Genomic DNA, 25,767 nt, shown 5'->3' with positions numbered 1-25,767 from the left:
TCATTTCTATGCAAGAAGGAGGGACGATATATGCTTATCTCATTTTTAATAATGCTTCTTTTCCAATCGTACCTGCTGGAATGCCTAATGCTTCAGCTCCAGTCGTTACCGATTCTAGTGGCGCTTCAAGAAGTTGTTCAATCGTTCTTACACCAACCGCACGGCCAGCAATAATTCCGCGATCACCTAACTTCTCATTTAAAAGACCTACATCTAATGCACCACACATAATATATCCTTTATCGCTCATTACAGCTAGCAAATTCGTCTTTGGAAGTTTCACGCTAACTGCAATAAACGTATAATTATCAATTATAATTGGCTCCACATTAACCATAGTTCACACTCCTCTCTTTCTTATCTGTATGACAAGAGAAAAATGAGTGTTACAAGTTAACTAGCCTATAGTTTAACGGAAGATGTATAAGTTATTAACATATCTGTTAACACATCTCTAAGTAGTTCTGGCATATAATATTGTTTGTCAGAAAGTGTGGATAGCTCTGGGTATAAGTAGCCAAATGTAAACATATCAATCGTTCCTACTGTATATATACGATCTAATTCCAGCGATTCCCCGTTAATTAATACATCTTCGAGTAAAATTTTATTCCCGGGAATCGTATCTGGAATGACTTCTACACCAGCGTAAATCATTTTCCCCATCACTTTTCCCCGAAATCCGAATCCTTTCACCTCAAGATTCTCCATATTCGGCTTACGTGCTTTCAAAATAACTTCTCTTAATATCTTTCCTGGAACTTTCAAAGCACACGGATTAATTGGATGTGGACAAATTCTGTGAATATCTCCGCGCGTTACAACACCCTCTTCTAACCCTTCAAGAAGTACACCAGCGTTCACCATGCCAATCTCTGCATTGCACCATGTTTTCAGCGCACTTGCTAACATGTGAGAAAACGGCGTCTCCTGAAACCAATCAACCGGTAATGACTCTTTTAAATGAACGACAGACTCTGCCATTATATGCTCACTTTCTTCCTGCAGTATTTCAATTGTGGATAACGGCTTGCTATAAGCACCTAACCGTTCCGTCTTAATCGCTCTACCGTCTTTTTTCAGCAATTTCTTCATTTCGATATCCACAGTAAGCTGCACGTGACCAACGTAACGTCCCCACTTTTCACAACAACAAAGTAAAGTATTATTCAGTAGAATACCACGCTCAAATAAATGATGCGTATGTGCTCCTAAAATAACATCTATATCATAATGCTCTGCCATATACTCATCCATACTTTTTCCAAGGTGAGAAAGGACAACCGTAATATGAGCCTCATCTTTCACTTCTTCTAAAATAGACTCTAAATGAATAATGGGATCTTCAATATGCCAATCGAGCATCTGATAAAACTCTGGATAAGCTACCGTTAATCCGATAAAAGCAATGGTAATCCCATCCGTCGTTGTATGCAATTTATAAGGCCTTGCCCATGACGGACGTACCCCTTCTTTTTCAAATAAATTTGCGACAAGTATTTCAAATCCAGCATCATCATAGAGCCGATTCAAATGCTCCTTCGCTAACGTAATTCCTTCATTATTTCCGATCGTTACATAATCATATAACGCCTCATTCAAAAGCTTCGTATTCCCAAGTCCATTCGTCGCTTCCGAAATACTATGAAAACGATCCACATGATCGCCGATATCAACCGTCAAAACAGTCTCTCCCGCTTCCTGTCTTCGCTTTTTCTCCCCTAGAACAAACCGAGAAATTTGCGGCCAATTTTCAAAATGACTATGTATATCGTTTGTATGATAAAGGTGGATGATTGTTTCTTTATTTGTATTCAGAGAAAAAACCTCCTCTCAGTTCCTTACTGCCATTTACGCTATGCGCACACAATAATCCTGTAAATACTTTTCGTCTTTTCTTGCTATTTTACATTGTACTCGCATTGTGAGAAAAAGCAAAAGATTGTCCTTTTTATACGAGAAACTTTATTTTTGCCAGTGTGGGGATTAGTTGGTAGAGCGGGGATTTGTCAGAAAGTTAGCCGTGGGGATTTTCACATAAGTTCTTTGCTGCATTTGTCATTATTTTAATCTAAATTACTTCCAGTCGCCCTCTTTATGTATAAATGCTCCTTTCCTGTTTGAAGGGTGCGGGGTATTCGTTCCTCTTGCTATGTCGTAATTTGTTGATAAGTCGATATCCCTTGTCGAATCGTCGATATATTGAAATAATCGCTGATATATTCCGAGTTATGGTCGATATATTTGAAAAATCGCTGATATATTTAACTGAACACCCACCCGGGTATCCTCTCCCAAGCCAAGACAAATCCGCAAAACAAAAAAGCGCCCTGCTGTGCAGGGCGCTTTCTTCATGCATATATTATCCAGCTTTGCCTCCTAGCCCCTCATGTCTAAGAACCTTCCGCACGAGAAGATAAAAAGCATCTTCTGTGCGAAAGAACCTTAGCCAACGGGTCTGAACAGTCGGCTCCGCATTTCTATTTAACCAATAGAACCTTCCATCTCAAACTTGATTAGGCGGTTCATTTCAACTGCGTATTCCATTGGAAGTTCGCGAGTGAATGGTTCAATGAAGCCCATTACGATCATTTCTGTAGCTTCTTGCTCAGAAATACCACGGCTCATTAGGTAGAATAATTGTTCTTCTGATACTTTAGATACTTTCGCTTCGTGCTCAAGTGAAACGTAATCGTTTTTGATTTCGTTGTAAGGAATTGTATCAGATGTAGATTGGTTATCCATGATTAACGTGTCACACTCGATGTTAGAGCGAGAGTTTTTCGCTTTTGGTCCGAAGTGTACGATACCACGGTAAGTTACTTTACCACCATGCTTCGCAATCGATTTAGAAACGATTGTTGAAGACGTGTTTGGTGCTAAGTGAATCATTTTCGCACCAGCATCTTGGTGTTGGCCTTTACCAGCAATCGCGATAGATAATGTTAAACCACGAGCGCCTTCGCCTTTTAAGATAACTGCTGGGTATTTCATCGTTAATTTAGATCCGATGTTACCGTCAATCCATTCCATCGTTGCGTTTTCTTCACAAACCGCACGTTTTGTAACTAGGTTGTATACGTTGTTCGCCCAGTTTTGGATTGTTGTATAACGGCAATAAGCATCTTTTTTAATGATGATTTCTACTACCGCACTGTGAAGTGAGTTAGTAGTGTAAACAGGTGCTGTACAACCTTCTACGTAGTGTACGTGTGCGCCTTCGTCTACAATGATAAGCGTACGTTCGAATTGTCCCATATTTTCAGAGTTAATACGGAAATACGCTTGAAGTGGTGTATCAACTTTAACACCTTTTGGAACGTAGATGAATGATCCACCAGACCAAACTGCAGAGTTTAATGCAGAGAATTTGTTGTCTGTTGGTGGGATTACTTTTCCGAAATGTTCACGGAAAATATCTTCGTTCTCTTTTAATGCGCTATCTGTATCTTTGAAGACGATTCCTAGAGCTTCTAGGTCTTCTTTCATGTTGTGGTATACAACTTCAGATTCGTACTGTGCAGATACACCAGCTAAATATTTTTGCTCAGCTTCTGGAATACCTAATTTATCAAATGTTGCTTTAATTTCATCAGGTACTTCATCCCAAGACTTCTCAGATTTCTCAGATGGTTTTACGTAGTACGTAATTTCATCGAAATCTAAGTCGTTTAAGTCGCCGCCCCATTGTGGCATTGGCATTTCGTAGAACTTATCCAGTGATTTTAAACGGAAGTCTAACATCCACTGTGGTTCTTCTTTCATACGTGAAATTTCTTCAACGATTTCTTTTGTTAAACCGCGTCCAGCACGGAAAATCGAAACGTCTTTGTCTTTGAAACCATATTTATAATCGCCGATATCTGGCAGTTGCTTCGCCATGTTGGTGTGTCCCTCCTTAGATAACCTCGTTTTTAGGAACCTTTAACATTACTTATCTTCGTTTAAGCCCTTTTCTAACGCTTTCCACGCTAATGTTGCACATTTAATACGTGCAGGGAACTTGCATACGCCTTGTAATGCTTCAATATCTCCTAAATCGATGCTGTCATCGTACTCTTTTCCTAGCATCATGTCAGAGAAAATTTTCGAAAGCTGAAGTGCTTCTTCAATTTTCTTACCTTTTACTGCTTGTGTCATCATTGAAGCTGAAGACATTGAGATTGAACATCCTTCGCCTTCAAACTTCGCCTCTTGCACAATACCTTCTTCTACTTTCATCGTAAGTTGAATACGATCGCCGCAAGTTGGATTGTTCAAGTTAACGGTAACACTATCTTCTAATACGCCATGGTTACGAGGATTTTTATAATGATCCATAATAACTTGACGATATAACGTATCTAAATTATTAAATGACATTTGTGAAATACTCCTTTGTCTTGATTAGCGAGTCAACAAATGTATCAATTTCTTCTTTTGTATTATATAAATAGAAGCTCGCACGTGCTGTTGAAGAAGCTTTTAGCCACTTCATAAGCGGTTGTGCACAGTGATGTCCTGCGCGAACTGCAATGCCTTCTACATCTAATACAGTCGCTACATCGTGAGGATGTACGTCTTCAATATTAAATGTAACAAGACCAGCGCGATGCTTTGGACCATAAATTGTAACGCCATCTACTTCTGATAGTCTTTCTAAAGCGTATTGCGCTAATTCATGCTCATGCTTTTCAATATTATGAAGACCGATTTCTTCTAGGAAATCAATTGCCGCACCAAGTCCGATTGCATTACCGATAATCGGTGTACCTGCTTCAAACTTCCACGGAAGCTCTTTCCAAGTAGATTCTTGTAAATCTACGAAATCAATCATTTCACCACCAAATTCAATTGGCTCCATATTGTTTAGCAATTCTTTCTTACCATATAATACGCCGATACCTGTAGGTCCGCACATCTTATGAGCAGATAATGCATAGAAATCACAGTTTAAATCTTGTACATCCACTTTCATGTGAGGTGTACTTTGTGCACCGTCAACGACCATAATTGCGCCGTTTTCGTGTGCGATTGCTCCGATTTCTTTTACAGGGTTAATCGTTCCAAGTACGTTTGATACTTGCATAATAGAAACGATTTTTGTATTCGGTGTAACAGTTTGACGAACATCTTCTAAAGAGATCGTACCGTCTGGTTGAAGCGGAAGGTATTTCAAAGTTGCGCCAGTTTTCTTCGCAACTTGTTGCCACGGAATGATGTTACTATGGTGCTCCATGTAAGAAATAACGATCTCATCGCCTTCTTTTACATTTTCAAGACCATAGCTAGCTGCTACTGTATTTAATGCAGTTGTCGTTCCGCGTGTGAAAATAATCTCTTCCATTGATTTCGCATTGATAAACTTGCGAACTTTCTCACGTGCACCTTCATACGCGTCGGTAGCTTTCGTACCGAGCGTATGAACACCGCGATGCACGTTAGAATTATATTCTTTATAGTAACGTTCTAACGTTTCAATGACTTGAATTGGTTTTTGAGAAGTTGCTGCACTATCGAAATAAACAAGTTGTTTGCCGTTCACTTTTTGATCAAGAATTGGAAACTGTTTGCGTATTTCATGAATATTCATTAGCGAACTTTCCTTTCAATTACCTCAACAAGCTGTGCCTTTACTCCTTCAATTGGAAGCTCATTAACTACAGGTGCTAAGAATCCATGGATGACTAAACGTTCTGCTTCGCGTTTTGGAATACCACGGCTCATCAAGTAGTATAGTTGGACTGGATCTACGCGACCTACTGAAGCTGCGTGACCTGCCATTACATCATCTTCGTCGATTAAAAGAATTGGGTTTGCATCACCGCGAGCTTTTTCATCTAACATAAGAACGCGAGAAGATTGTTGTGCATTTGATTTAGATGCACCGTGTTCAATTTTACCAATTCCGTTAAAGATAGATGTTGCACTATCTTTTTGTACACCGTGTTTTAAAATCCAACCTTCAGAATGTTTACCGAAGTGAACAACTTTAGTTGTAAAGTTTTGTGTTTGGTTACCACGGCCAATTGTTACTGTTTTCGTATCAGCATATGAACCGTCGCCCATTAAGTTCGTAACGTTCTCTGAAATTGTGTTTCCGTCATTCATAAGGCCTAGAGCCCAATCAATACGGCCGTCGCGTCCTACAACGCCGCGGCGGTTAACGTAAGTTGTTACGTCTTTTGCTAATAGATCAACCGCACCGAATTTCACTTGTGCGCCTTGTTCCACGATTACTTCTGCTACGATATTTGAAATACCTTTAGCATTTTCATTTGCAACATAGTTTTCTACATAAGTTGCAGTACTGTTCGCATCAGCTACGAATAGTACGTGGTTATATACGTTAGCTTCTTCGCCGTCTACTAAGAATACAGCTTGAAGTGGAGTTTCAAGAACAACGTTTTTCGGAACATATACGAATGCACCACCGTTGATTAATGCAGCATGAAGTGCAGTTAGACGATGCTCGTCTACTTTCACGCCGTCTTTCATTAAGTACTTTTGTACTAGTTCAGCATGCTCAGTTGCTGCTGTTACAATGTCTGTAAAAATAACACCTTTTTCTTTTGCTTCGTCTGCTAAAGAAACGAATGCAGTTGTACCAGTACGTTGCACTAATACGCTGTTATTTTCATCGATTAAGTTTTTCACTGCTTCTGGAAGTTCAGTTAAAGAACTTACAGGCTCTTGCTTAGCAGCGTCGCCTTTTCCGATAAAGTCCCATTTGTCAATTTTCGTTTTATCAGGCGTTGGCATTGGAAGTTCAGTTGCTTGTGCAAGAGCTTGTAAGCGGAACTCAGTCAACCAAGCAGCTTCGTTTACTTCGCTTGCGCGTTGACGGATTGTTTCTTGATCGAAAGGTAATGTACCGATTGTCATGTTTATGCTCCTCTCTTACGCTTCTTGCTCTGTTGTTTCGTCTTCAATACCTAATTCTTTTTTAATCCAGTCGTAACCTTCAGCTTCTAGACGTTGTGCAAGCTCAGGGCCACCAGATTTAACGATACGACCGTTCATCATAACGTGAACGAAGTCTGGAGTGATGTAGTTTAATAAACGTTGGTAATGCGTAATCATTAGGCAACCGAACTCTTCGCCGCGCATTTCGTTAATACCTTTAGATACAACTTTTAATGCATCGATATCAAGACCTGAGTCGATTTCATCTAAGATTGCGATTTTTGGCTCAATCATCATTAATTGAAGAATTTCGTTACGTTTTTTCTCTCCACCAGAGAAACCTTCGTTTAAATAACGTTGTGCCATTTCTGGATCCATTTCTAGGAATTCCATGTTTTTATCTAATGTACGGATAAATTTCATAAGAGAAATTTCATCGCCTTCTTCACGACGTGCGTTAATTGCAGAACGTAAGAAGTCAGCGTTTGTTACTCCGCTAATTTCACTTGGATATTGCATTGCTAGGAATAGACCCGCTTGTGCGCGCTCATCTACTTCCATTTCTAATACATCTTCACCGTCGATGATGATGCTACCTTCTGTTACTTCATACTTTGGGTGACCCATAATTGCAGAAGATAAAGTTGATTTACCTGTTCCGTTAGGTCCCATAATTGCGTGGATTTCTCCACCTTTTACTTCAAGGTTTACACCCTTTAAAATTTCTTTGCCATCAATTGATACGTGTAAGTCTTTAACCGTTAATGTAGAACCAGCCATCTCAATACCTCCATTAATCCTATATATACATTTTAAAAATTCCTAAAACGTTCATATTCTCATTTTATTCTCATTCTAATCTTATATCAAATAAAATGATATCGCAAACGACGAAAAAAAGTAACAATTTTTTCACAAATGTATATAAGTATTTCATTTACATCTTTCTATGATACACCTTTCTTCTTATTTATATAAAGAAAAAAGAACTGGAAAATTACCAGTCCTTTCCTTATATTTATTCACTTATCGGAAGTACAGCACCTTTATATTCTTTAGTAATAAAGTCTTGAATTTCTTTTGAATGCAATACTTCTACTAGCTCTTTAATCGCCTTTTTATCTTTATCACCTTTACGAACCACTACTACGTTTGCATATGGAGAATCATCACCTTCAATTGCAATTGCATCTTTTTCTGGGTTTAATTTCGCATCAATTGCATAGTTTGAATTAATTAAAACAGCGTCGCCTTCTTTATTGTTATACACTTGTGGTAACAAACCTGGCTCAATATCCGTTTTGAACTTTAAGTTTTTCGGGTTATCTGCAATATCTTTTGGAGTTGCACTAACTGGATCTACTCCGTCTTTAATTTTTAAAATGCCTTCTTTTTGTAAAATTGCTAAACCACGTCCATGGTCAGTAACGGAATTACTCATAATGATTGTCGCCCCGTCTGGAAGTTCTTTTAAGCTCTTATATTTTTGAGAATATACACCAATTGGTTCAATATGAATTTTCCCTGCTATTTCAAAATCATATTTTTTATCTTTAATTTCTTTTTCTAAATACGGAATGTGCTGGAAATAGTTTGCATCTAAATCCTTATCCGCTAACGATTTATTTGGCAACACGTAATCTTGGAATTTTTTCACTTCTAATTCAATTCCTTTTTTCTCAAGTAACGGTTTTGCTTTTTCTAAAATTTCAGCATGCGGTACGTTAGAAGCACCAACAACAAGTTTCTTTTCATCTTTATCTTTCCCGCCACAAGCAGCTAACCCAAAAATTGAAGTTGAAATAAGTGCCGTAAGTAATAATTTTTTCATTTAAAATATCCTCCCGTTTTTATTATCGTTTATCTATTCGAGTCGTTAAACTATCACCAATCCACTGGATTAAAAATACAACTAGTAATACACAAATTGTCGCAACGATTGTTACATCGTTATTCCCTCTCTGGAATCCTTCTAAGTAAGCAAGTGTTCCAAGGCCACCAGCACCAACAACTCCCGCCATTGCTGTATAGCCTACTAAAGCAATTGTCGTAACCGTAATACCAGATACTAATGCTGGTAATGATTCTGGAATTAACACTTTCAAAATAATTGTGCTTGTTTTTGCTCCCATTGCTTTTGAAGCTTCAATTACACCTTTATCAATTTCGCGAAGTGCAATTTCAACCATTCTCGCATAGAATGGTGCCGCTCCAATAATTAAAGCCGGCAAAGCTGCACTTGCTCCAAGAATTGTTCCAAGAAGAATCTTTGTGAATGGGATTAATAAAATAATTAAAATGATGAACGGTATAGAGCGGAATATATTTACGAATGCTCCAATCACCGTATTAATTGATTTGTTTTCCCATAAATTATCTTTCGCTGTCATGAAGAGTAGCAATCCTAAAATTAGTCCTAAAACAAATGTCGCAAGAGCTGCGATTGCCGTCATATATAACGTTTCACCAGTTGCTTCTAACATTTGATTCCAATCAACATTTGCGAGTAACTTATCCATGTGCAATCACCTCCAGCTCTACTTGATCTTGATGAATTCCTTCTATTGCTTGCTGGATCGCTGTTTCCTCACCATTTAAATGAACAACTAAACTACCGTAAGAACCGTTATTCGTTTGTGCAATATTTCCTTGCAAAATGCTAACTTCTATATCACTGCGTTGCATTAATCGTTGAAGCACTGGTCTTTCTACAGCCTCACCGATAAACTGCAAACGAATTACTTTTCCATCTGGATATTTTTCAATTAAACTTTCAATTGTTTCATTTGTATCTTCAGAATCTGTTAACTGCTGTACAAATCGTTTCGTAATATCTTGCTTCGGATTACGGAATACATCAAGTACTGGACCCGTTTCTACAATCTTTCCTCTCTCCATTACCGCTACTCGGTTACATATCTTTCGAATCACGTGCATCTCATGTGTAATGAGTACAATTGTTAAACCAAGGCGCTTATTAATGTCTAATAGTAAATCCAAAATTTGATCTGTCGTTTCTGGATCAAGAGCTGACGTTGCTTCATCACATAAAAGCACTTGTGGATTGTTAGCTAAAGCTCTTGCAATCCCGACGCGTTGCTTTTGTCCTCCGCTCAGCTGAGATGGGTACGCGTCTCCTCTCCCTTCTAATCCAACGAGATGAATTAATTCATCAACACGTTTTCTTCTCTGCGCTTTATCAACACCTGCAATTTCAAGTGGAAACTCTATATTTTCACGTACAGTTCGTGACCAAAGTAAGTTGAAGTGCTGAAAAATCATTCCGATTTCTTGCCTTGCCTTACGAAGTTCACTTCCTGTAATTGCTGATATAACACGATTCGCAATTGTAATTTGACCAGAAGTCGGTTTCTCTAACTGATTAAACAATCTGATTAAAGAACTTTTCCCAGCGCCGCTATATCCAATAACACCAAATATTTCACCTTTTTCTATTTTTAAATTGGCGTTATCTACAGCAGTGACATCACCGCTTTTCGCCTTATATATTTTCTTTACGTTCTCTAATAGAATCATGATGTTCACCCCTTTTTTAAATAAAAAGCGCAAGCGGCTCGTTTAGAACAAGAGGACGCCCGAATCCCTGACGTAGAGGTGCTTTTGGCCTCATAGGAAGGGATGAAACGACCGACTGTTCTAGCCGCTGGAGCTAGATTTCATAAAGATTTTAGATCGACTCCGCAATTTTTTATGTTTAATGCGTGTAGTCCACCGTTATCACTACTTTTATTATTTGAATGTCCTCCACATTCAAACAATAAAAAAACCTTTCCGCTTTAGAGAAGCAGAAAGGTTTATATGCGTATATAACAACATTATCCCTCTCTCTCATCTCTCAAAGCATTTGCTTTGCAGGAATTGGCACCATTTCAACATAAGTTGACGGTTGCCGGGCTTCACAGGGCACAGTCCCTCCACCTCTCTTGATAAGAGAAATCAGATTACATTTTCGTCTGATTTGTAATTTATGAAATTGTCTATATTTTATGACTTGAATTGTATCAATATACACAAACCATGTCAACAGAAATTTTCGTAAAAAATGAAACTTCAGAATTTTAAGCACCTACTGACATCGGTTTACATATATGAAACATCGATTCCACTAATAACATCGTTCGGTACGTTCCTGAATATTGTACACGTCCATCGTTCATTAACATTTGCAATCGTACATTTCCATTCACCAATTGTTCTATATCCTTTTCATCTAAGCAAATGATTTGTTCCGTTCCTCTTTCCTCATGTACCAGCTCTATATAATCTCTTGAAATTTGTAACGAACAACTTTCATCTCCAAAGCGAAAATTAACAGTTTTTTCTTCTTGTCTTAAAAGCGGTTCTAAATGATATTGACCATTAGCGTAATTTACAAATGATTGAAGCAAAGAATATAATCTCACCCTAAATCACATCCTTCATATCACTTTCTATTACATACCATTCCCTCTCACTAAAGAGCAATCCTGTTATTTTCGCTCGACAAATACTGTATCCACCCTGCATCTCGACATATTTCCCAAGAAATATGTCGAGGCGGCAAAAATTTTGCCGCCTACTTTAATTCCGTATATAAATATTCAACCGAATGAAATGCGTATATCTTCTTCATCAGTGTCCCATTTTCAAAAACAAGTAAACAAGGTACACTTTCAATCCCATACTCTTTCGCTAAATACGGAGCATAATTTAAATCTAACATCCCAATTTTGAGGCCTTCAATTGTCATCTCAACGACTGTTAACATCTTTTTTGCTAATTGGCATGTTCCACACATTGGAGTATATACATATAATACTATTTTTTCTTCGTTCTCTATTAGGGCTGTAGCTTCGGCTCCTGTCCAATCAATCACTTCTATCATTCCTTACCGTAAATATTCTGTATAAACGTCAATGTCGGCTCCCCATAATACATTTGCTAAGTGTGTAGATGGCGCAGTTGCCACTTCTCGGTACGAGCGATCAATATAGATATGCTCGGCTTGCGGAAATTCTTTTCGAAATTGTTTCCTTAACTTTTCTCCAGCATCATCAGCATCCACTAGCACATACACTTCCTTATCAAAAAACTGATCAACGAGCTCATCCATTTTCGACAAACCAATTGTACCATTTGTACAAACAATTTCCACCGGTTCACGAATAATAGATTCAATCTTTCTTCTATCTGATGTACCTTCTACAATAATGACTTTTTCTACATAAATCATATGTCATCACCCGATCACCATATACTATATAACCTTGAACTTAGTATATAGTATATTCGTTATTTTCATGTTGTTTCCTGTTTATTTTTGCAAAAGAAAAGCGGAAGCGGCTCGTTTAGATTGTGAAGACTTATGAAACCTTACCACAAAACAGTTTTTCTCATAATAGCTTATTTATTTACATATAACTTGAATTTCATTATTTCACACAAAATAAAAAAGGACAGCACAAAGGCTGTCCTTTAGTCGACTATAATTAGTCTTGGTTTGTCATTTCTGCATATTTTTCTGCAGTTAATAACTTCTCAACTTGGCTTGCATCAGAAAGTTCAACTTTAACCATCCATGCACCCTCGTATGGAGATTCGTTAACAAGTTCTGGTTGGTCACTTAATTCTTCGTTTACTGCTACAACTTTACCGCTTACAGGTGCGTATAACTCAGAAACTGTTTTAACAGATTCTACGCTTCCGAATGGCTCGTCAGCTTCGATTGTTGCACCTACTTCAGGAAGTTCAACGAATACGATATCGCCTAGCTCACCTTGTGCAAAGTGAGTGATACCGATAACAACTTCATTACCTTCAGTTTTTACCCATTCGTGTTCTTCAGAGTAACGTAAATTATTTGGAATGCTCATGACTGTACCTCCAGTGAATGTATTAATTATGTAAAAATACCTTATTGGTACTTTTTCCACACACTTTCAAACTGCTCTTCGTTAAAACCAAGTGTTACATTCGTTCCATCTGTTACAATTGGACGTTTAATCAACATGCCATCAGATGCTAAAAGCTCATACATTTCGTCTTCGCTTGCATCTTTCAACTTATCTTTTAGACCCAGTTCACGGTAACGCATTCCACTTGTATTAAAGAATTTTTTTAATGGTAATTCACTTTTTTCATGTAAATTACGTAAATCTTCTTTTGATGGTGGATTTTCAACAATATGAATCATCTCATATGCTACATCGTTTGCCTCAAACCATTTCTTTGCCTTTTGACATGTGCCACACTTTGGATATGAATAAAATGTTACTGTCATAAATTCACCTACTTTTTTACTAACCTTTACCTTTATCATATAGAAAACGTTTTATTATTTCAAACCATTATTCGCTAAACTTTTACTTATTTCGTGATAATTTTTAATAATCCTGCGAATTTTTCTTATTTTTCCGCCATTTGTTAAGAAAAAAATAAATATATAAATTTTTTAGATTCTTCACCAAACATATATCTTAAACAAGCGTTTGATTAATTCTCCATTTTTCTTTCTTAACCTTTGAACTACAGGAGTTTCTTCCTACCGAACATACAGCTTAAACAAGCGTTTGATTAATTCTCCATTTTTCTTTCTTAACCTTTGAACTACAGGAGTTTCTTCCTACCGAACATACAGCTTAAACAAACGTTTGATTAATTCTCCATTTCTCTTTGTTAACCCTTGAGTTACATCGGTTTCTTCCTACCGAACATACAGCTTAAACAAACGTTTATTAAAAAAAATAAGAAGCCTCTTTTACAGGCTCCTTCATCATCTATTCAAATAATCTGCAATTGTTTGAAATACTACGATATACATATTATGAATACTTTCTTCTGTGTTTCCACCATTTGATAAACCAATTGCCCATTGTTGCCCTTCACCACTTCCGATATTCGCAAAACCTTGCGTATACATCGCATTTACATCTTTTCGTGCACTGTTATACTCTATCCCTTTTGTAATAAAAATTGAATATGATTTATCTTGTAAACCGATAAAAAACACTGGTTTCTTTAGCGATGAAAATACATTTTTATACTGCTCTGTTGAGGCTTCTTGAAAGTGATCTTTCATTATTAGAAAACCATCCACTTCCTTAGATTTCTTTTCCAGTGCCTCTAACTTCATTTCCTCAAACTTTACATTCCTAAACGTATCTTTCGGCTTTTCTCCAACAACTCCAATTACGAGTGCTCTTCCGTTATATTCTAATTTCTCTCCTTCTTTATCCTTTGCACACCCAGCACCAACTAGGCATATCAATATAAAAAATAAGAAATACGATAAACGCTTCATTTAGCACCCTTCCCTTCTTTTTAGTCAAGTGACAAAAACGTAAGGTTAATTCAAGAAAATGTAAGTAAAATCGATAGCCCAATTCACGTTTCTATATTATAATCAATTGAATTTACTTACATTACTAAACATAGGAGATCAACATGAAGAAATTTAAACTTTCATCTTTTCTTCCGTTAAGTTATATACTTCTACTCGTACTCGTAAGTCCCCTTTACGACGTATTAAATAAATCGACTGTTCACGCAGTAGACGTTACAACTGTAGTAGATGATTGGATTCCATTTGTAAAAGCATTTATTATTCCTTATTTACTTTGGTTTCCATACTTATACGGCGCACTTATTTATTACTGCTTTGCAGACCGAAAGCAATATTATGTCACTTTAAGTAGTATTATTTTTGGAAAGCTTGCTTGTTTTTCTATTTATTATTTTTGGCAAACAACTGTACCGCGTCCGACTGTCGTTGGGACAGATGTATTTTCTGAACTAGTTCGCTATATTTATAGTATCGATCAACCTGTAAACTGTTTCCCTAGCATTCACGTTCTTACTACATTCGTAATTATGTTAGCTGCCTTTAAGCGTAGAGAACAGCATGCTTTTGAATATTACATCCTTACTTTCTTCGGTACACTTATTATTTTATCAACGCTATTTACGAAGCAGCATGCCTTTGTAGATGCCATTTCTGGAATGACGCTTGCAAGTATACTTTACTTCGGCGTTCAGCTCTTATTGGCCAAAGAACCGATAAGAGTTCCAGTAAAACAAAATCATAGAATGTAGCATGACAAAAAAGCAGACTGTGGCTTCTCAGTCTGCTTTTATATATTATTAAGGAGATTTTCAACTTAAGATTGCGGTACAGTCATATCACCAGAGTGAATACGACCTGCTTTTTTTAGAGCAATGTAAAGTATATAAGAAACAGCTACTGGAATGACGATATAAGTAATTACCATCGCCGGGAGAACTTCCCACCCTTGGCTGGAAATTAAATTAATTGGTGCGATAAGAGAACTTAATCCAAGACCTGCAATTTCCTTTCCTGCTTCCAGTTGGAAAATTAATGCTGATACTGGACCGACTATAGCACTGGCGACGACAGTTGGAACGAGAATCATTGGGTTTTTAGTGATATTTGGCAACTGTACTTTCGGAGTACAAAGTGCTTGAGCTAATATGCCACCTAAATTGTTTTCTTTCGCTGAGATGACAGAGAATCCGATAAACTGAGCGACGCATCCAGCAAGAGCAGCACCACCTGCAACACCGTCTAAGCTAAGTGCAATTGCTAACGCAGCTGATGAAGCTGGAGAGATAAGTAATAGCCCCCAAACTACTGCAATGACGATAGAAGCGATAAACGGGCTACCAGCCGAGCTATCTTTAATAAACGCTCCAACTGCATTTAAAACAGGAGTAATATTATGAGATAACCAAATACCAACTAAACCAGAACCTAATATTGCTGCAAATGGAACGAGCATCATATCTAACGCAGTTTTTCCGCTTAAACGTTTACCAATATATACAGCTAAAGTTGCTGTTAATAATGCACCGATTGGCTCACCTGTTTTAATAATTAGACCAGCTTCAGTAATTGAAATGGATCCGGCACCAATTGCTCCGGCTACCATCGCCGAGAAGATTACAAGACCGTTTGCACCGAGCATAAAAGCAATGCCGGCACCAATCGCCGGTGCCATAAGGGATTTTGCAACAACTCCGATTGTAATAAGTAATGGTATATCAACAATTCTTCCTATATTTTCGATCAGTAAACCAATTCCGAGGGATACGAAAATACCTTGTGCGATTCCAGCAGATGCTTTAAATACACGAGACATTATATATTCCTTCATTCGTTTCACCTTCTTCTATAAGTTAGTAACCAATTGTTTTCATATAATCACGTAAAATATCGTTTGATTTTGCGAATCGAGATTCTTCATCCTCTGTTAAATTGAGTTCTACAACTTCTCTTATACCGTCTCTAGTAATAATAGCGGGTACTCCTGTACAAATATCATATTCACCGTACTCACCATCTAAAATGGCTGATACAGCGATAACACGGTGATCATCATTAAAGATTGAACTCGCAATATATGCTAGAGAATTTCCAATTCCGTAATAAGTAGTACCTTTTCGTTTATAAATTTCCCAGCCAGCTTTTGCAGTCTTCTCAACAATTTCATCTAAATCTATTTCACCAAATCGTTCTTTTTGTTCTTCTAAAATTTGCAGAACTGGCTTTCCACCAACAGTTACGTGAGACCAAGCAACCATTTGAGAATCACCATGTTCTCCTAATGAATACCCATGGATACTACGAGGGTCTACATGTAGCATTTCAGATAAAATTGTTCTTAAGCGAGAAGAATCTAGTGATGTACCAGTACCGATTACGCGATTTCTAGGTAATCCAGATAATTTCCACACTTCATATGTAATAATATCAACTGGGTTCGATGCAAGTAAGAAAATACCATCAAATCCACTTTCCATTACGCCGCCAACAACACTTTCCATAATCTTCGCACTCGCTCCTAAAGTATCTAAGCGACTTTGTCCAGGTTTTGGTGCTGGCCCTGCTGTAATAATAACAATGTCCATATCTTTGCAGTCTTCATAGCTTCCTGCATATACTTTTGTTCTTGTATTTGTAAAGTTAATGCAATGTGATAAATCCATTGCTTCCCCAACTGCACGTTCATGATTTATATCAATTAATAATAGCTCTTCGCAAATTCCTTGATTTACAATGGAATACGCACAACTTGATCCAACTAATCCAGTACCGATAATTGCAATTTTTCTTGTATGTCTTTTCATAGCAATCTCTCCTAATTGATCATATAATCTATTTCTTTTGCTCTTTACACTCCTAATTATAGAGGTTCCCACGATAGAAACCATGGATACTTTGTGAAATATCGAACAAAGTATTTGTCCTTTTTGTGAATTGTTATATTCTATTTTCGTCATATTTGTTACAACTGGAAAAATATTTATTTTATATTTATTGACATGCTCAAAACAAAAAACGAGCGACTTCATTCGCCCGTTTTTTGTCATCCCGTTATTCCGCACTTAATTGACTTTTTAATTGCTGCACAATCATTGGATTCGCAGGTGCTGCCGGTTTGTAATAACTTTTTTGCTTTGCGTACTCATACATATTACGTTGGCGCATCTCATCTTGATTACGAATTTGAATTAACGTTTGATGTAACTGCTCATTATCAGACTGAGCAATATAATTTGCATAGCTTGTTAAACTTGCATTTAATCCTGCTAAATAATCATTTACCATATCTTTTTCATTCATGTTCCGCTTCCTCCTATCCTAAAAAAGTCATTAATTGTTGCTTCGTATTTCGTGCATCTTGTGCATCCTTTTGTAGCATTTGTTTCAGTTGTGGATCTGTACACGTTTGTGCATACTGCTCCAACTTATTAATAATTGTTGCATGTCCACCAATTAAATGACGTAAGTTTTCTACTTCAAGCTCTGTTAAATTTTGCATGGAATACTCCTACCTTTCTTCTTTCATTCTCCTTTAGTATTCTGTTCTTTTTAAATCGTATTCATGAAAAAGCTTTCTTACATTTCAAATCAGTCACATCTATTTATAAATACAAAAAAATGTTATAATTACAGAAAAATACAAACATTCAAAAGCTACCCTTATAATAACAGCATAATCCTCAAACAAACCATGGTAGGAAGGTGTGCTCATACAAAAATATGTTAAAGTTATCTTCTTTATCATTTACGCAATCCTCTATGTAAAACTGTTGATTGATATATTAACTTTAAAGCCATTACTCACTTCTATTCCTTTACATATGTTATTTCTCATTTGTTTTTTATTCATTGCGCTTAACAACTATAAAAACCGTAATACTACGTTTTTCTTAGTAGTTATTAGTGCAACTCTATTAGTAAGTATTAGTTTCATTAAACGTATTCTTATATAAAGGAGCAATAAATATGAAAACACATGACTTCCTTACAGAAATCCAGAAGGGCTCTGAGCCTAGTCCATATCAAGATCCTATCGTATTCAGTTTCGTTTGCTTTTTCTTAGCCATATACACATTTTTCAAACCTGCAAAATAATATCATTTAACAAAAAAGAGCCTCTAAACCACTAGAGGCTCTTTCTCATCTAATATCTTCTTTTCAAAACTACAATAGTTAAAGCATATGAACAAAGTACTCCTGCTAATAAACATGCATTTGCCAGTTTATACTGTTCGCCTGTTAACGAATATAGATTCCCAATTAAAAAGATAACTAAAAAATCACTTCTAAGGTTTTTGTTTACCTTGCTTCTTATTCACGTAACCCTTTAATAAACGTTTCCAATAATACATGTAAACTTATATCTAGATCTAACGGCAAACCAAATCCGCCTTGCTGTTCAATCGAAGCAAATCCATGACAAATACTTCTGAATCCGCGTGTCGCATGAAGTGCATTCTCTCCTTCTAAGCCATACTGTTGTAATACTTGAAGACAAAGCTTTACAATTCCGTCACCTGCTTTTCTTACTTCTTCATCTCGTAAAAAAGTTGCTTCATATAGTCCAGGATGTTTTCGGACAAATGCTACATACGCTTCTCCTAATGCATGAATTGCTTCATCCATATGTTTATCCTCGGCCGCTTCTTCCAGTTTGTTATGCAGCTGTTTTATTCCGTAAATACCAAGATTTTTCCGTACATCTTGTAACCCTTTTACATGATTATATAGTGAGGGCGAACGTATCCCTAACCTTTGCGCTAATGAAGCTAACGTTACTTCTTGTATTCCATTTGTATCTGCAATTTCTGCAGCTGTTTCTACAATTTTCTGTAATGTAAGTCCGATTCTCGGTGACATAAATTAACCCTCTTTCTTACTTTCTATATTCCGTTTCGCTTCCTTAATAGCAAGCTCTATGACAGTCCCTGGATTCTTTATCATTTCCCCATGCCCTGCCGCAAGTAAGGAAGGCTCATATTCGCTTAACTTCTCTGCACTTTGTAATGATATTTCTTTGCTCCACGTTGCCATCGCAGGAAACGGAAACCAAAATTTCATTTGTCCCGAAACAGCCATACCTCCTCTTGTTTGGAATGCATCCCCAACAATAAGAGCTTTATTTCGTACATCAAGAAACGACATGGATCCTGGCGTATGTCCCGGTGTCATAATCGCAAGAAGCGATCCAACTCGGTCGCCATCTTCTAATAAAACATCAGGTACCGTTTTTACCTTTTTAGGTACACCGCCTTTTATCGGTATATTTGGTTCATCCTTTTGTAACGTCGTATCTCCTTCTAACAGCTTTGCGTCCCGCTTAGAAATATAGACTGGAACATTAGGGAGTACTTCCTTTATTGCGTCTAATGCACCGATGTGATCATCATGCGCATGTGTTAATACAATCTTAGTAATTGGTTTTCCTATTTTCTCAGCCGCCTGTAAAATACTTTTTGCGCTATATGGCAAAGCCGCATCAATTAAAGTTAAACCATCTTCTTCCTCCACAAAGTAACAATTCACAGGAAACACTCTTGGCAAAAATGACAATTGATATACCGTTTGTTCATGTATCATTCTCATATTTCCATCTCCCTTTTCACGAAAACTAATACCATTAGTTTTATTATACTAATGGTATTAGTTTTATGTCACTAAAAAATTTCTTTTTTTCAAAAAAAAGAACAGTAGCCGTATAAACGACTACTGTTCTTTAAAGATATTAAACTGTGTAACGCTCATCTTCTAAAATTTTCGCAGCGATTTCACGTTTCTTCGGAATTACGTTAAGTGGTGTGTGACGAGTTAATTTACGTAATGATGATAACATCATGCGCAGCATGTCGCCGTTTTCAACTGCGATAAGTGTTTCTTTCGCATCTGCTTCGATTTCGTTGAATGCTTCTTGGCAGAATACTTCAGTGTATAACACTTTTTGTTTATTCTTTTCAAGACCAGTTGTTTTGATTGCTTTTTCTGTACGAAGAACAGCTGATTCCATTGCGTATAGATTACTTACGATGTCAGCGATATTCACAAGAATTTCTTGCTCTTTATCTAATGCTTTACCATATTTTTGAGCCGCTAATCCAGCTACCATTAAGCCGATTTTTTTCGCATTAGTTACTAAATATTTTTGAAGTGCCAATGGCTCATCGCCCACTTCTTCTGGCATCATCATCATTAACTCTTCTTGTAATTTTTGTGCTTTTTGAAGAAGTGGTAATTCACCTTTCATCGCTTTACGTAAGAACGTACCTGGTACGATTAGGCGGTTAATTTCGTTCGTTCCTTCGAAAATACGGTTAATACGAGAATCACGGTACATTCTTTCAATCTCGTATTCTGCCATAAATCCGTAACCACCGTGAATTTGAACACCTTCATCTACTGTATAGTCTAATACTTCAGAACCGAATACTTTGTTTAAAGAGCACTCGATTGCATATTCAGCGATAGAAGCTGCTACTGCTTTACCATCTTTTACTTCTTCTTCAGATAATGTGCTCATGCGGCTTTCGAATAAACCTACTGTACGATATACAGAGCTTTCAGCTGCATATGTTTTCGCTGCCATATTCGCAAGTTTCTCTTGAATTAATGGGAAGCGAGCGATTGGTTGTTTGAACTGTTGACGTTGGTTTGCATATTGTGCTGAAATTTCTACTGCACGTTTCGCAGATCCAACTGTACCAACACCTAATTTATAACGACCGATATTTAAAATGTTGAATGCGATAATATGACCTTTACCGATTTCACCAAGTAAGTTTTCTTTCGGTACTAACGCATCTTCTAAAATTAACGTACGAGTTGAAGAACATTTAATACCCATTTTCTTTTCTTCTGGGCTTGTAGATACGCCAGCGTAGTCTTTCTCTACGATAAATGCTGAGAAGTGCTCTCCATCGATTTTTGCATATACAACGAATACGTCAGCGAATGCAGAGTTTGTAATCCACTGTTTTTCACCGTTTAATACATAATGTGTACCTTCTGCATTTAAACGTGCAGTTGTTTTTGCGCCTAATGCGTCAGATCCTGAACCTGGCTCTGTTAATGCGTATGCAGCTAATTTTTCACCAGTTGCAAGTAATGGTAAATACTTTTTCTTTTGCTCTTCGTTACCGAATAATACGATTGGTAAAGATCCGATACCTACGTGAGCACCGTGAGTAATTGCAAAACCACCAGCGCGAGAGAACTTCTCTGCGATTAACGCTGAGCTTACTTTATCAAGACCAATTCCGCCGTACTCTTCTGGTACGTCAGCGCCTAATAAACCAAGTTCTCCAGCTTCTTTTAAAAGACGAACTGAACGATCAAACTCATGTTGCTCTAAATATTCAAGCTCTGGAAGAACTTCATTTACGATAAAGTCCTCTGTCGTTTTAGCAATCATTTTATGCTCAGATGAAAAATCTTCTGGCGTAAACACTTGATCAATCGTAATCTCATCTACTAAAAAGCTACCGCCTTTAACCGCATTTCCTACTGTTTTTTCCATGAAAATTTCCTCCTTCATATTTTCATGAGCCGCTTCTCTCTTTTTGAAAGAAGCTGGCTCTCCCTTTTGTTTTTATAAACCTTTGTTGCTTCCATTTTTTATAATCTAGTTCCAGTGGCTAGAACAGTCGGTCGTTTCACCCCTTCCTGTGAGGCAAAAAACGCCTCTTCGTCAGGGCTTCCAACACCCTCCTGTTCTGAGCAAGCCACTTCCACTTTTTTTAAATCCAGTTCCAGCGGCTAGAATGTTCGGTGCCTTCGCTTCTTCCTACGAGGCAAAGAGCGCCTCTACGTCTGAAGCTCCATCCCCCTCACATTCTGAACAAGCCGCTTCTACTTTTTTTATAGTAATTCAAATACTCCCGCTGCTCCCATTCCGCCGCCGATACACATTGTTACGATACCGAATTGTTCGTTGCGACGTTTCATTTCGTGAATAAGAGATAGTGTTAGTTTTGCTCCTGTACAGCCAAGTGGATGTCCAAGTGCGATTGCACCACCGTTTACGTTTACTTTTTCTTCATCTAAACCAAGTTCACGAATAACTTGGATCGATTGAGAAGCAAATGCTTCATTTAGTTCGAATAAACCAATATCAGATAGCTCTAAGCCAGCTAGTTTTAACGCTTTTGGAATTGCAGCGATTGGGCCGATTCCCATTACTTCTGGTGGTACGCCAGCTACTGCAAATGAACGGAATTTCGCAAGTGGCTTCATGCCATCGCTCACTGCTTTTTCGCGATCCATTAATAGTACAGATGCTGCACCATCACTCATTTGTGAAGAGTTACCAGCTGTTACAGAACCGCGAACGTTAAATGCTGGACGTAATTTCCCTAAAATGTCTAGCGTTGTCTCTGCTCTTACACCTTCGTCTTGTGCGAAAGTGATTGTTTCTTCTTGAAGTTTATTGTTTGATCCAACCGAGCGTAACGTCACATCTACAGGTACTGTTTCATCAACAAAGTTTCCTGCCGCTAATGCTTTCGCAGCACGTTGATGACTTCTTACTGCAAATGCATCTTGCTCTTCACGAGAAATTCCATATTTCACAGCAACTTGCTCTGCTGTATGTCCCATACCCATATAATATTCTGGAGCCGCTTCTACAAGGCGACTATTCGGACGAACAACGTGTCCCATCATTGGAACTAAACTCATTGATTCTGCTCCGCCTGATAATACAGCTTCAGAGTGACCAAGCATAATACGCTCAGCTCCGTAAGCGATACTTTGTAAACCTGAAGAACAGTAACGGTTAATCGTAATAGCTGGAACATCGTAAGAAAGTCCTGCTAATCCGCCGATATTACGAGCCATATTTAAACCTTGCTCTGCTTCTGGCATCGCACAACCGAAAATTAAATCATCGATTGGTCCTTCATAATTCGCACGCTTTAACGTTTCCTTTACTACTAACGCCCCTAGATCGTCAGGACGAACTGTTTTTAATGAACCCCTCTTTGCTTTTCCAATTGGTGTTCTTGCTCCCGCAACAATGACAGCTTCTCTCATGAACGATATCTCCCCTCGTTATTAGTTACGTAATGGCTTTCCTTTTACAAGCATGTGCTGCATTCTTGCTTGTGATTTCATCTCACTTACTAAGCTAATAAATGCTTCACGTTCTACATCTAATAAATACTGCTCATCAACTTCTGTTCCGTACGGCACTTTTCCGCCCGCAATGACATATGCAAGTTTCTTCGCAATGTGAAGATCATGTTCAGAAATGTAACCTGATAAATGCATTGCTTCTGCACCAAGTACAAGAGTTGCATATCCTGTTTCACCAACAACTGGTATCTTTTTACGAATCGGTGCTTTATAGCCAGCTTCATATAAAGCAAGTGCTTTCTGTTTCGCATCATATAGTAAGTGATCACCATTCACACTAATACCGTCTTTATCGCCTAAGAAGTTGTTCGATACAGCTTCTTGTGCTGATGTAGAAACTTTCGCCATCGCTACAGATTCGAACACTTTATTCGCAACTTTTTGCAGATCAAACTCTACACCGTTTGGCATTTTATTTAAGTGTTTAATGTATAGCTCTTTATTACCGCCTCCGCCAGGGATTAAGCCAACACCAACTTCTACTAAGCCCATATACGTTTCACTAGAAGCTTGAATGCTAGCTGCTGGTAAGCAAACTTCTGTACCTCCGCCAAGCGTCATACCGTATGGTGCTGCTACAACTGGCTTAGAAGAGTACTTAATTTTCGTCATTGCATCTTGGAAGTTTTTCACAACCAACTCAATTTCAAAGTAATTGTCGTCTTGTGCTTCCATTAAGATCATTGCTAGGTTCGCACCAACGCAGAAGTTCTTCGATTGGTTACCGATAACAAGACCTTTATAATTCTTTTCTACTTCATCAACAGCGTAGTTAATCATTTGCGTAATATCCATACCGATTGCATTGCTCTTCGAATGGAACTCTAAGCAAAGGATGCCGTCGCCTAAATCAATTAAGCTCGCTCCGCTATTTTTCTTTAATACACCATTTTTCGCTTTTAATTGCTTAAGAGAAATTGCTTTTTTATTACGCTCGATTAGCTTATATTCGCCATTATCGTAATAGTAGCTATCGCCGTTATCATGTTTATAGAAAGTAGTGAAACCTTTCTCTAACATTTCTTTCACCCAAGTAGGAACGACTACGCCGTTTTCTTCCATCTTTTGAACAGATTTTTCAACGCCGATTGCATCCCAAACTTCAAACGGTCCTTGCTCCCAGCCGAAGCCCCACTTCATCGCTTGGTCAATTGCAACGATATCGTCAGCAATTTCTTTATGAAGTTTTGCAGAGTATAAAAGAGTTGGTGTAATGATGTTCCATAATAACTCTCCTGCGCGGTCTTTTGCGTATACAAGCGCTTTCAATTTATTCGCTAATCCTTTTTCTTGTTTACTTAACTCTACGGATGCAGCTTTTAATTTTTTACGCGCTTCATATTCCATCGTTTCAGGATTTAGTTCTAAAATTTCTTTTCCTTGTTTTAAGAAGAAGCCTTGACCTGTTTTGCTTCCAAGCCATTTTTTATCAAGCATGTCATGCATGAAAGCTGGTACTTTAAATACATCACGCTCTTCTTCTTGTACGTTTTCATATACGTTATTTGCAACGTGTACGAATGTATCTAAACCGACAACATCTAATGTACGGAACGTTGCACTCTTCGGACGACCAATTAATGGACCTGTTACAGAATCAACTTCCCCAATGCTATAGCCGCGTTTTACCATCTCTTGAAGAGTAACAAGTAAACCGTACGTACCGATGCGGTTTCCAATAAAGTTTGGTGTATCTTTTGCGATAACAACGCCTTTTCCAAGAACGTCTTCGCCAAATAGTTTCATGAAGCTTAATACTTGTGGATCTGTTTCTTTCGTCGGTATTACCTCTAGAAGTTTTAAATATCGTGGTGGGTTAAAAAAGTGTGTGCCTAAGAAGTGTTTCTGGAAGTCGTCTGAACGACCTTCTGCCATTTTTTCAACTGAAATGCCTGACGTATTCGAGCTTACAATTGAGCCCGGTTTACGAACAGCGTCTACTTTTTCAAATAATTTCTTTTTAATATCTAAGTTTTCAACTACTACTTCAATAATCCAATCTACATCAGCTAGACGCTCAAGATCATCTTCTAAGTTACCTGCTTCAATCAGTGCTAGATTTCCTTTCACTGTCAGAGGAGCTGGTTTTTGCTTTAATAGTTTTTGCACAGCCGTATTACTAAAACGATTTCTCACACTTTTATGTTCTAATGTAAGTCCCTTCGCTTCTTCTTCTTTCGTAAGCGCGGGTGGTACAATATCAAGCAATAATGTCGGAATACCAATATTAGCTAAGTGTGCCGCAATTCCCGAACCCATTACGCCTGAACCTAGAACAGCAGCCTTTTTAATTTGGAACATCCAATTCTCCCCCTATTCTTGAATGAATGCTCATTCAATTTTTCGACATAAGTCGCAATCAATGAGTGAGCCTCTACTAATAAATATATGATACTGTTTAAATTTTCGCAATATAT

The 25,767-nt window shown here is 37.7% G+C and carries 26 protein-coding genes, 1 pseudogene and 1 riboswitch; of the genes and pseudogenes, 1 reads left to right on the top strand and 26 read right to left on the bottom strand.

Annotation, left to right across the window (positions count from 1 at the left end):
* Positions 1-34: 34 nt before the first annotated feature.
* The 16 genes from AU379_RS19975 to AU379_RS19900 form a co-directional block, all read right to left on the bottom strand.
* Complete coding sequence (locus tag AU379_RS19975) at positions 35-337, bottom strand: DUF1805 domain-containing protein (protein WP_000248466.1); 303 nt, start codon at positions 335-337, stop codon at positions 35-37.
* A 65-nt stretch (positions 338-402) separates the two neighbouring features.
* Positions 403-1,794 (bottom strand): bifunctional UDP-sugar hydrolase/5'-nucleotidase, encoded by a 1,392-nt coding sequence (locus AU379_RS19970; RefSeq protein WP_080014583.1) that lies wholly within the window; start codon positions 1,792-1,794, stop codon positions 403-405.
* A gap of 690 nt (positions 1,795-2,484) precedes the next feature.
* Entirely contained in the window at positions 2,485-3,882 is a 1,398-nt protein-coding gene (gene sufB / locus AU379_RS19965; RefSeq protein WP_001118827.1) for a Fe-S cluster assembly protein SufB, read from the bottom strand.
* A gap of 48 nt (positions 3,883-3,930) precedes the next feature.
* Positions 3,931-4,362 carry a Fe-S cluster assembly sulfur transfer protein SufU gene (gene sufU / locus AU379_RS19960; protein ID WP_000009523.1) on the bottom strand — a complete coding sequence of 144 codons (432 nt, stop codon included), beginning with the start codon at positions 4,360-4,362 and terminating at the stop codon, positions 3,931-3,933.
* On the bottom strand, positions 4,352-5,572 hold the full coding sequence (gene sufS / locus AU379_RS19955; RefSeq protein WP_001020768.1) for a cysteine desulfurase SufS: 1,221 nt from the start codon (positions 5,570-5,572) through the stop codon (positions 4,352-4,354). Before sufS ends, sufU begins: the two co-directional genes overlap by 11 nt.
* Positions 5,572-6,864 (bottom strand): Fe-S cluster assembly protein SufD, encoded by a 1,293-nt coding sequence (gene sufD, locus AU379_RS19950; RefSeq protein ID WP_061139658.1) that lies wholly within the window; start codon positions 6,862-6,864, stop codon positions 5,572-5,574. The genes sufS and sufD overlap by 1 nt, the downstream gene beginning before the upstream one ends.
* Positions 6,865-6,879: 15 nt before the next feature.
* Positions 6,880-7,665 carry a Fe-S cluster assembly ATPase SufC gene (sufC, locus tag AU379_RS19945; protein ID WP_000929160.1) on the bottom strand — a complete coding sequence of 262 codons (786 nt, stop codon included), beginning with the start codon at positions 7,663-7,665 and terminating at the stop codon, positions 6,880-6,882.
* 238 nt (positions 7,666-7,903) lie between these two features.
* Entirely contained in the window at positions 7,904-8,716 is an 813-nt protein-coding gene (gene metQ / locus AU379_RS19940; RefSeq protein WP_000735086.1) for a methionine ABC transporter substrate-binding lipoprotein MetQ, read from the bottom strand.
* A gap of 22 nt (positions 8,717-8,738) precedes the next feature.
* Positions 8,739-9,404 carry a methionine ABC transporter permease gene (locus AU379_RS19935; RefSeq protein WP_000359401.1) on the bottom strand — a complete coding sequence of 222 codons (666 nt, stop codon included), beginning with the start codon at positions 9,402-9,404 and terminating at the stop codon, positions 8,739-8,741.
* Positions 9,397-10,422, bottom strand: a complete 1,026-nt coding sequence (locus AU379_RS19930; protein WP_000601781.1) for a methionine ABC transporter ATP-binding protein — start codon at positions 10,420-10,422, stop codon at positions 9,397-9,399. Before AU379_RS19930 ends, AU379_RS19935 begins: the two co-directional genes overlap by 8 nt.
* Positions 10,423-10,731: 309 nt before the next feature.
* Positions 10,732-10,839: riboswitch (SAM riboswitch) on the bottom strand.
* A gap of 125 nt (positions 10,840-10,964) precedes the next feature.
* Positions 10,965-11,309 carry a hypothetical protein gene (locus AU379_RS19925; RefSeq protein ID WP_001242139.1) on the bottom strand — a complete coding sequence of 115 codons (345 nt, stop codon included), beginning with the start codon at positions 11,307-11,309 and terminating at the stop codon, positions 10,965-10,967.
* A gap of 152 nt (positions 11,310-11,461) precedes the next feature.
* Positions 11,462-11,770 (bottom strand): thioredoxin family protein, encoded by a 309-nt coding sequence (locus AU379_RS19920; RefSeq protein WP_076774618.1) that lies wholly within the window; start codon positions 11,768-11,770, stop codon positions 11,462-11,464.
* A gap of 3 nt (positions 11,771-11,773) precedes the next feature.
* Positions 11,774-12,118, bottom strand: coding sequence for a toprim domain-containing protein (locus AU379_RS19915; protein WP_000640870.1), 345 nt, complete (start codon positions 12,116-12,118; stop codon positions 11,774-11,776).
* A gap of 256 nt (positions 12,119-12,374) precedes the next feature.
* On the bottom strand, positions 12,375-12,758 hold the full coding sequence (gcvH, locus tag AU379_RS19910; RefSeq protein ID WP_000026896.1) for a glycine cleavage system protein GcvH: 384 nt from the start codon (positions 12,756-12,758) through the stop codon (positions 12,375-12,377).
* A 41-nt stretch (positions 12,759-12,799) separates the two neighbouring features.
* Entirely contained in the window at positions 12,800-13,165 is a 366-nt protein-coding gene (locus AU379_RS19905; protein ID WP_000218968.1) for a Spx/MgsR family RNA polymerase-binding regulatory protein, read from the bottom strand.
* A gap of 492 nt (positions 13,166-13,657) precedes the next feature.
* Positions 13,658-14,185, bottom strand: a complete 528-nt coding sequence (locus AU379_RS19900; RefSeq protein ID WP_000826876.1) for a hypothetical protein — start codon at positions 14,183-14,185, stop codon at positions 13,658-13,660.
* 143 nt (positions 14,186-14,328) lie between these two features.
* Between AU379_RS19900 and AU379_RS19895 the strand changes: the two genes are divergently transcribed.
* The gene (locus AU379_RS19895; protein WP_000713762.1) at positions 14,329-14,976 is read left to right on the top strand and encodes a phosphatase PAP2 family protein; all 648 of its coding nucleotides are present in this window, start codon (positions 14,329-14,331) and stop codon (positions 14,974-14,976) included.
* Positions 14,977-15,041: 65 nt separating this feature from the next.
* On the opposite strand, the gene AU379_RS19890 is transcribed toward AU379_RS19895, so the two are convergent.
* The 10 genes and pseudogenes from AU379_RS19890 to AU379_RS19850 form a co-directional block, all read right to left on the bottom strand.
* Positions 15,042-16,055 carry a PTS sugar transporter subunit IIC gene (locus tag AU379_RS19890; RefSeq protein ID WP_000666172.1) on the bottom strand — a complete coding sequence of 338 codons (1,014 nt, stop codon included), beginning with the start codon at positions 16,053-16,055 and terminating at the stop codon, positions 15,042-15,044.
* 22 nt (positions 16,056-16,077) lie between these two features.
* Positions 16,078-17,271 carry an L-lactate dehydrogenase gene (locus AU379_RS19885; protein WP_157462702.1) on the bottom strand — a complete coding sequence of 398 codons (1,194 nt, stop codon included), beginning with the start codon at positions 17,269-17,271 and terminating at the stop codon, positions 16,078-16,080.
* 4 nt (positions 17,272-17,275) lie between these two features.
* A complete protein-coding gene (locus AU379_RS19880) occupies positions 17,276-17,524 on the bottom strand; it encodes a spore coat protein (protein WP_001002987.1) in 249 nt (82 codons plus the stop codon).
* Between the two features lie 13 nt (positions 17,525-17,537).
* Complete coding sequence (locus AU379_RS19875; protein ID WP_001180555.1) at positions 17,538-17,723, bottom strand: hypothetical protein; 186 nt, start codon at positions 17,721-17,723, stop codon at positions 17,538-17,540.
* 645 nt (positions 17,724-18,368) lie between these two features.
* Positions 18,369-18,503: pseudogene (locus AU379_RS31000) on the bottom strand (DUF2178 domain-containing protein); the annotation flags it as partial.
* Between the two features lie 32 nt (positions 18,504-18,535).
* Positions 18,536-19,084, bottom strand: coding sequence for a TetR/AcrR family transcriptional regulator (locus AU379_RS19870; protein ID WP_061139657.1), 549 nt, complete (start codon positions 19,082-19,084; stop codon positions 18,536-18,538).
* Between the two features lie 3 nt (positions 19,085-19,087).
* Positions 19,088-19,810, bottom strand: a complete 723-nt coding sequence (locus AU379_RS19865; protein ID WP_001242348.1) for an MBL fold metallo-hydrolase — start codon at positions 19,808-19,810, stop codon at positions 19,088-19,090.
* Positions 19,811-19,949: 139 nt separating this feature from the next.
* On the bottom strand, positions 19,950-21,734 hold the full coding sequence (locus AU379_RS19860) for an acyl-CoA dehydrogenase family protein (protein ID WP_000416291.1): 1,785 nt from the start codon (positions 21,732-21,734) through the stop codon (positions 19,950-19,952).
* Positions 21,735-22,075: 341 nt separating this feature from the next.
* Entirely contained in the window at positions 22,076-23,248 is a 1,173-nt protein-coding gene (locus AU379_RS19855) for an acetyl-CoA C-acetyltransferase (RefSeq protein ID WP_001206346.1), read from the bottom strand.
* A 21-nt stretch (positions 23,249-23,269) separates the two neighbouring features.
* Positions 23,270-25,651 (bottom strand): 3-hydroxyacyl-CoA dehydrogenase/enoyl-CoA hydratase family protein, encoded by a 2,382-nt coding sequence (locus AU379_RS19850; RefSeq protein ID WP_044584960.1) that lies wholly within the window; start codon positions 25,649-25,651, stop codon positions 23,270-23,272.
* Positions 25,652-25,767 lie beyond the last annotated feature (116 nt).

It is taken from the genome of Bacillus sp. JH7, from assembly GCF_001563515.1.
GTDB lineage: Bacteria > Bacillota > Bacilli > Bacillales > Bacillaceae_G > Bacillus_A > Bacillus_A cereus.
This window is presented reverse-complemented; position numbering and strand designations above follow the sequence as displayed.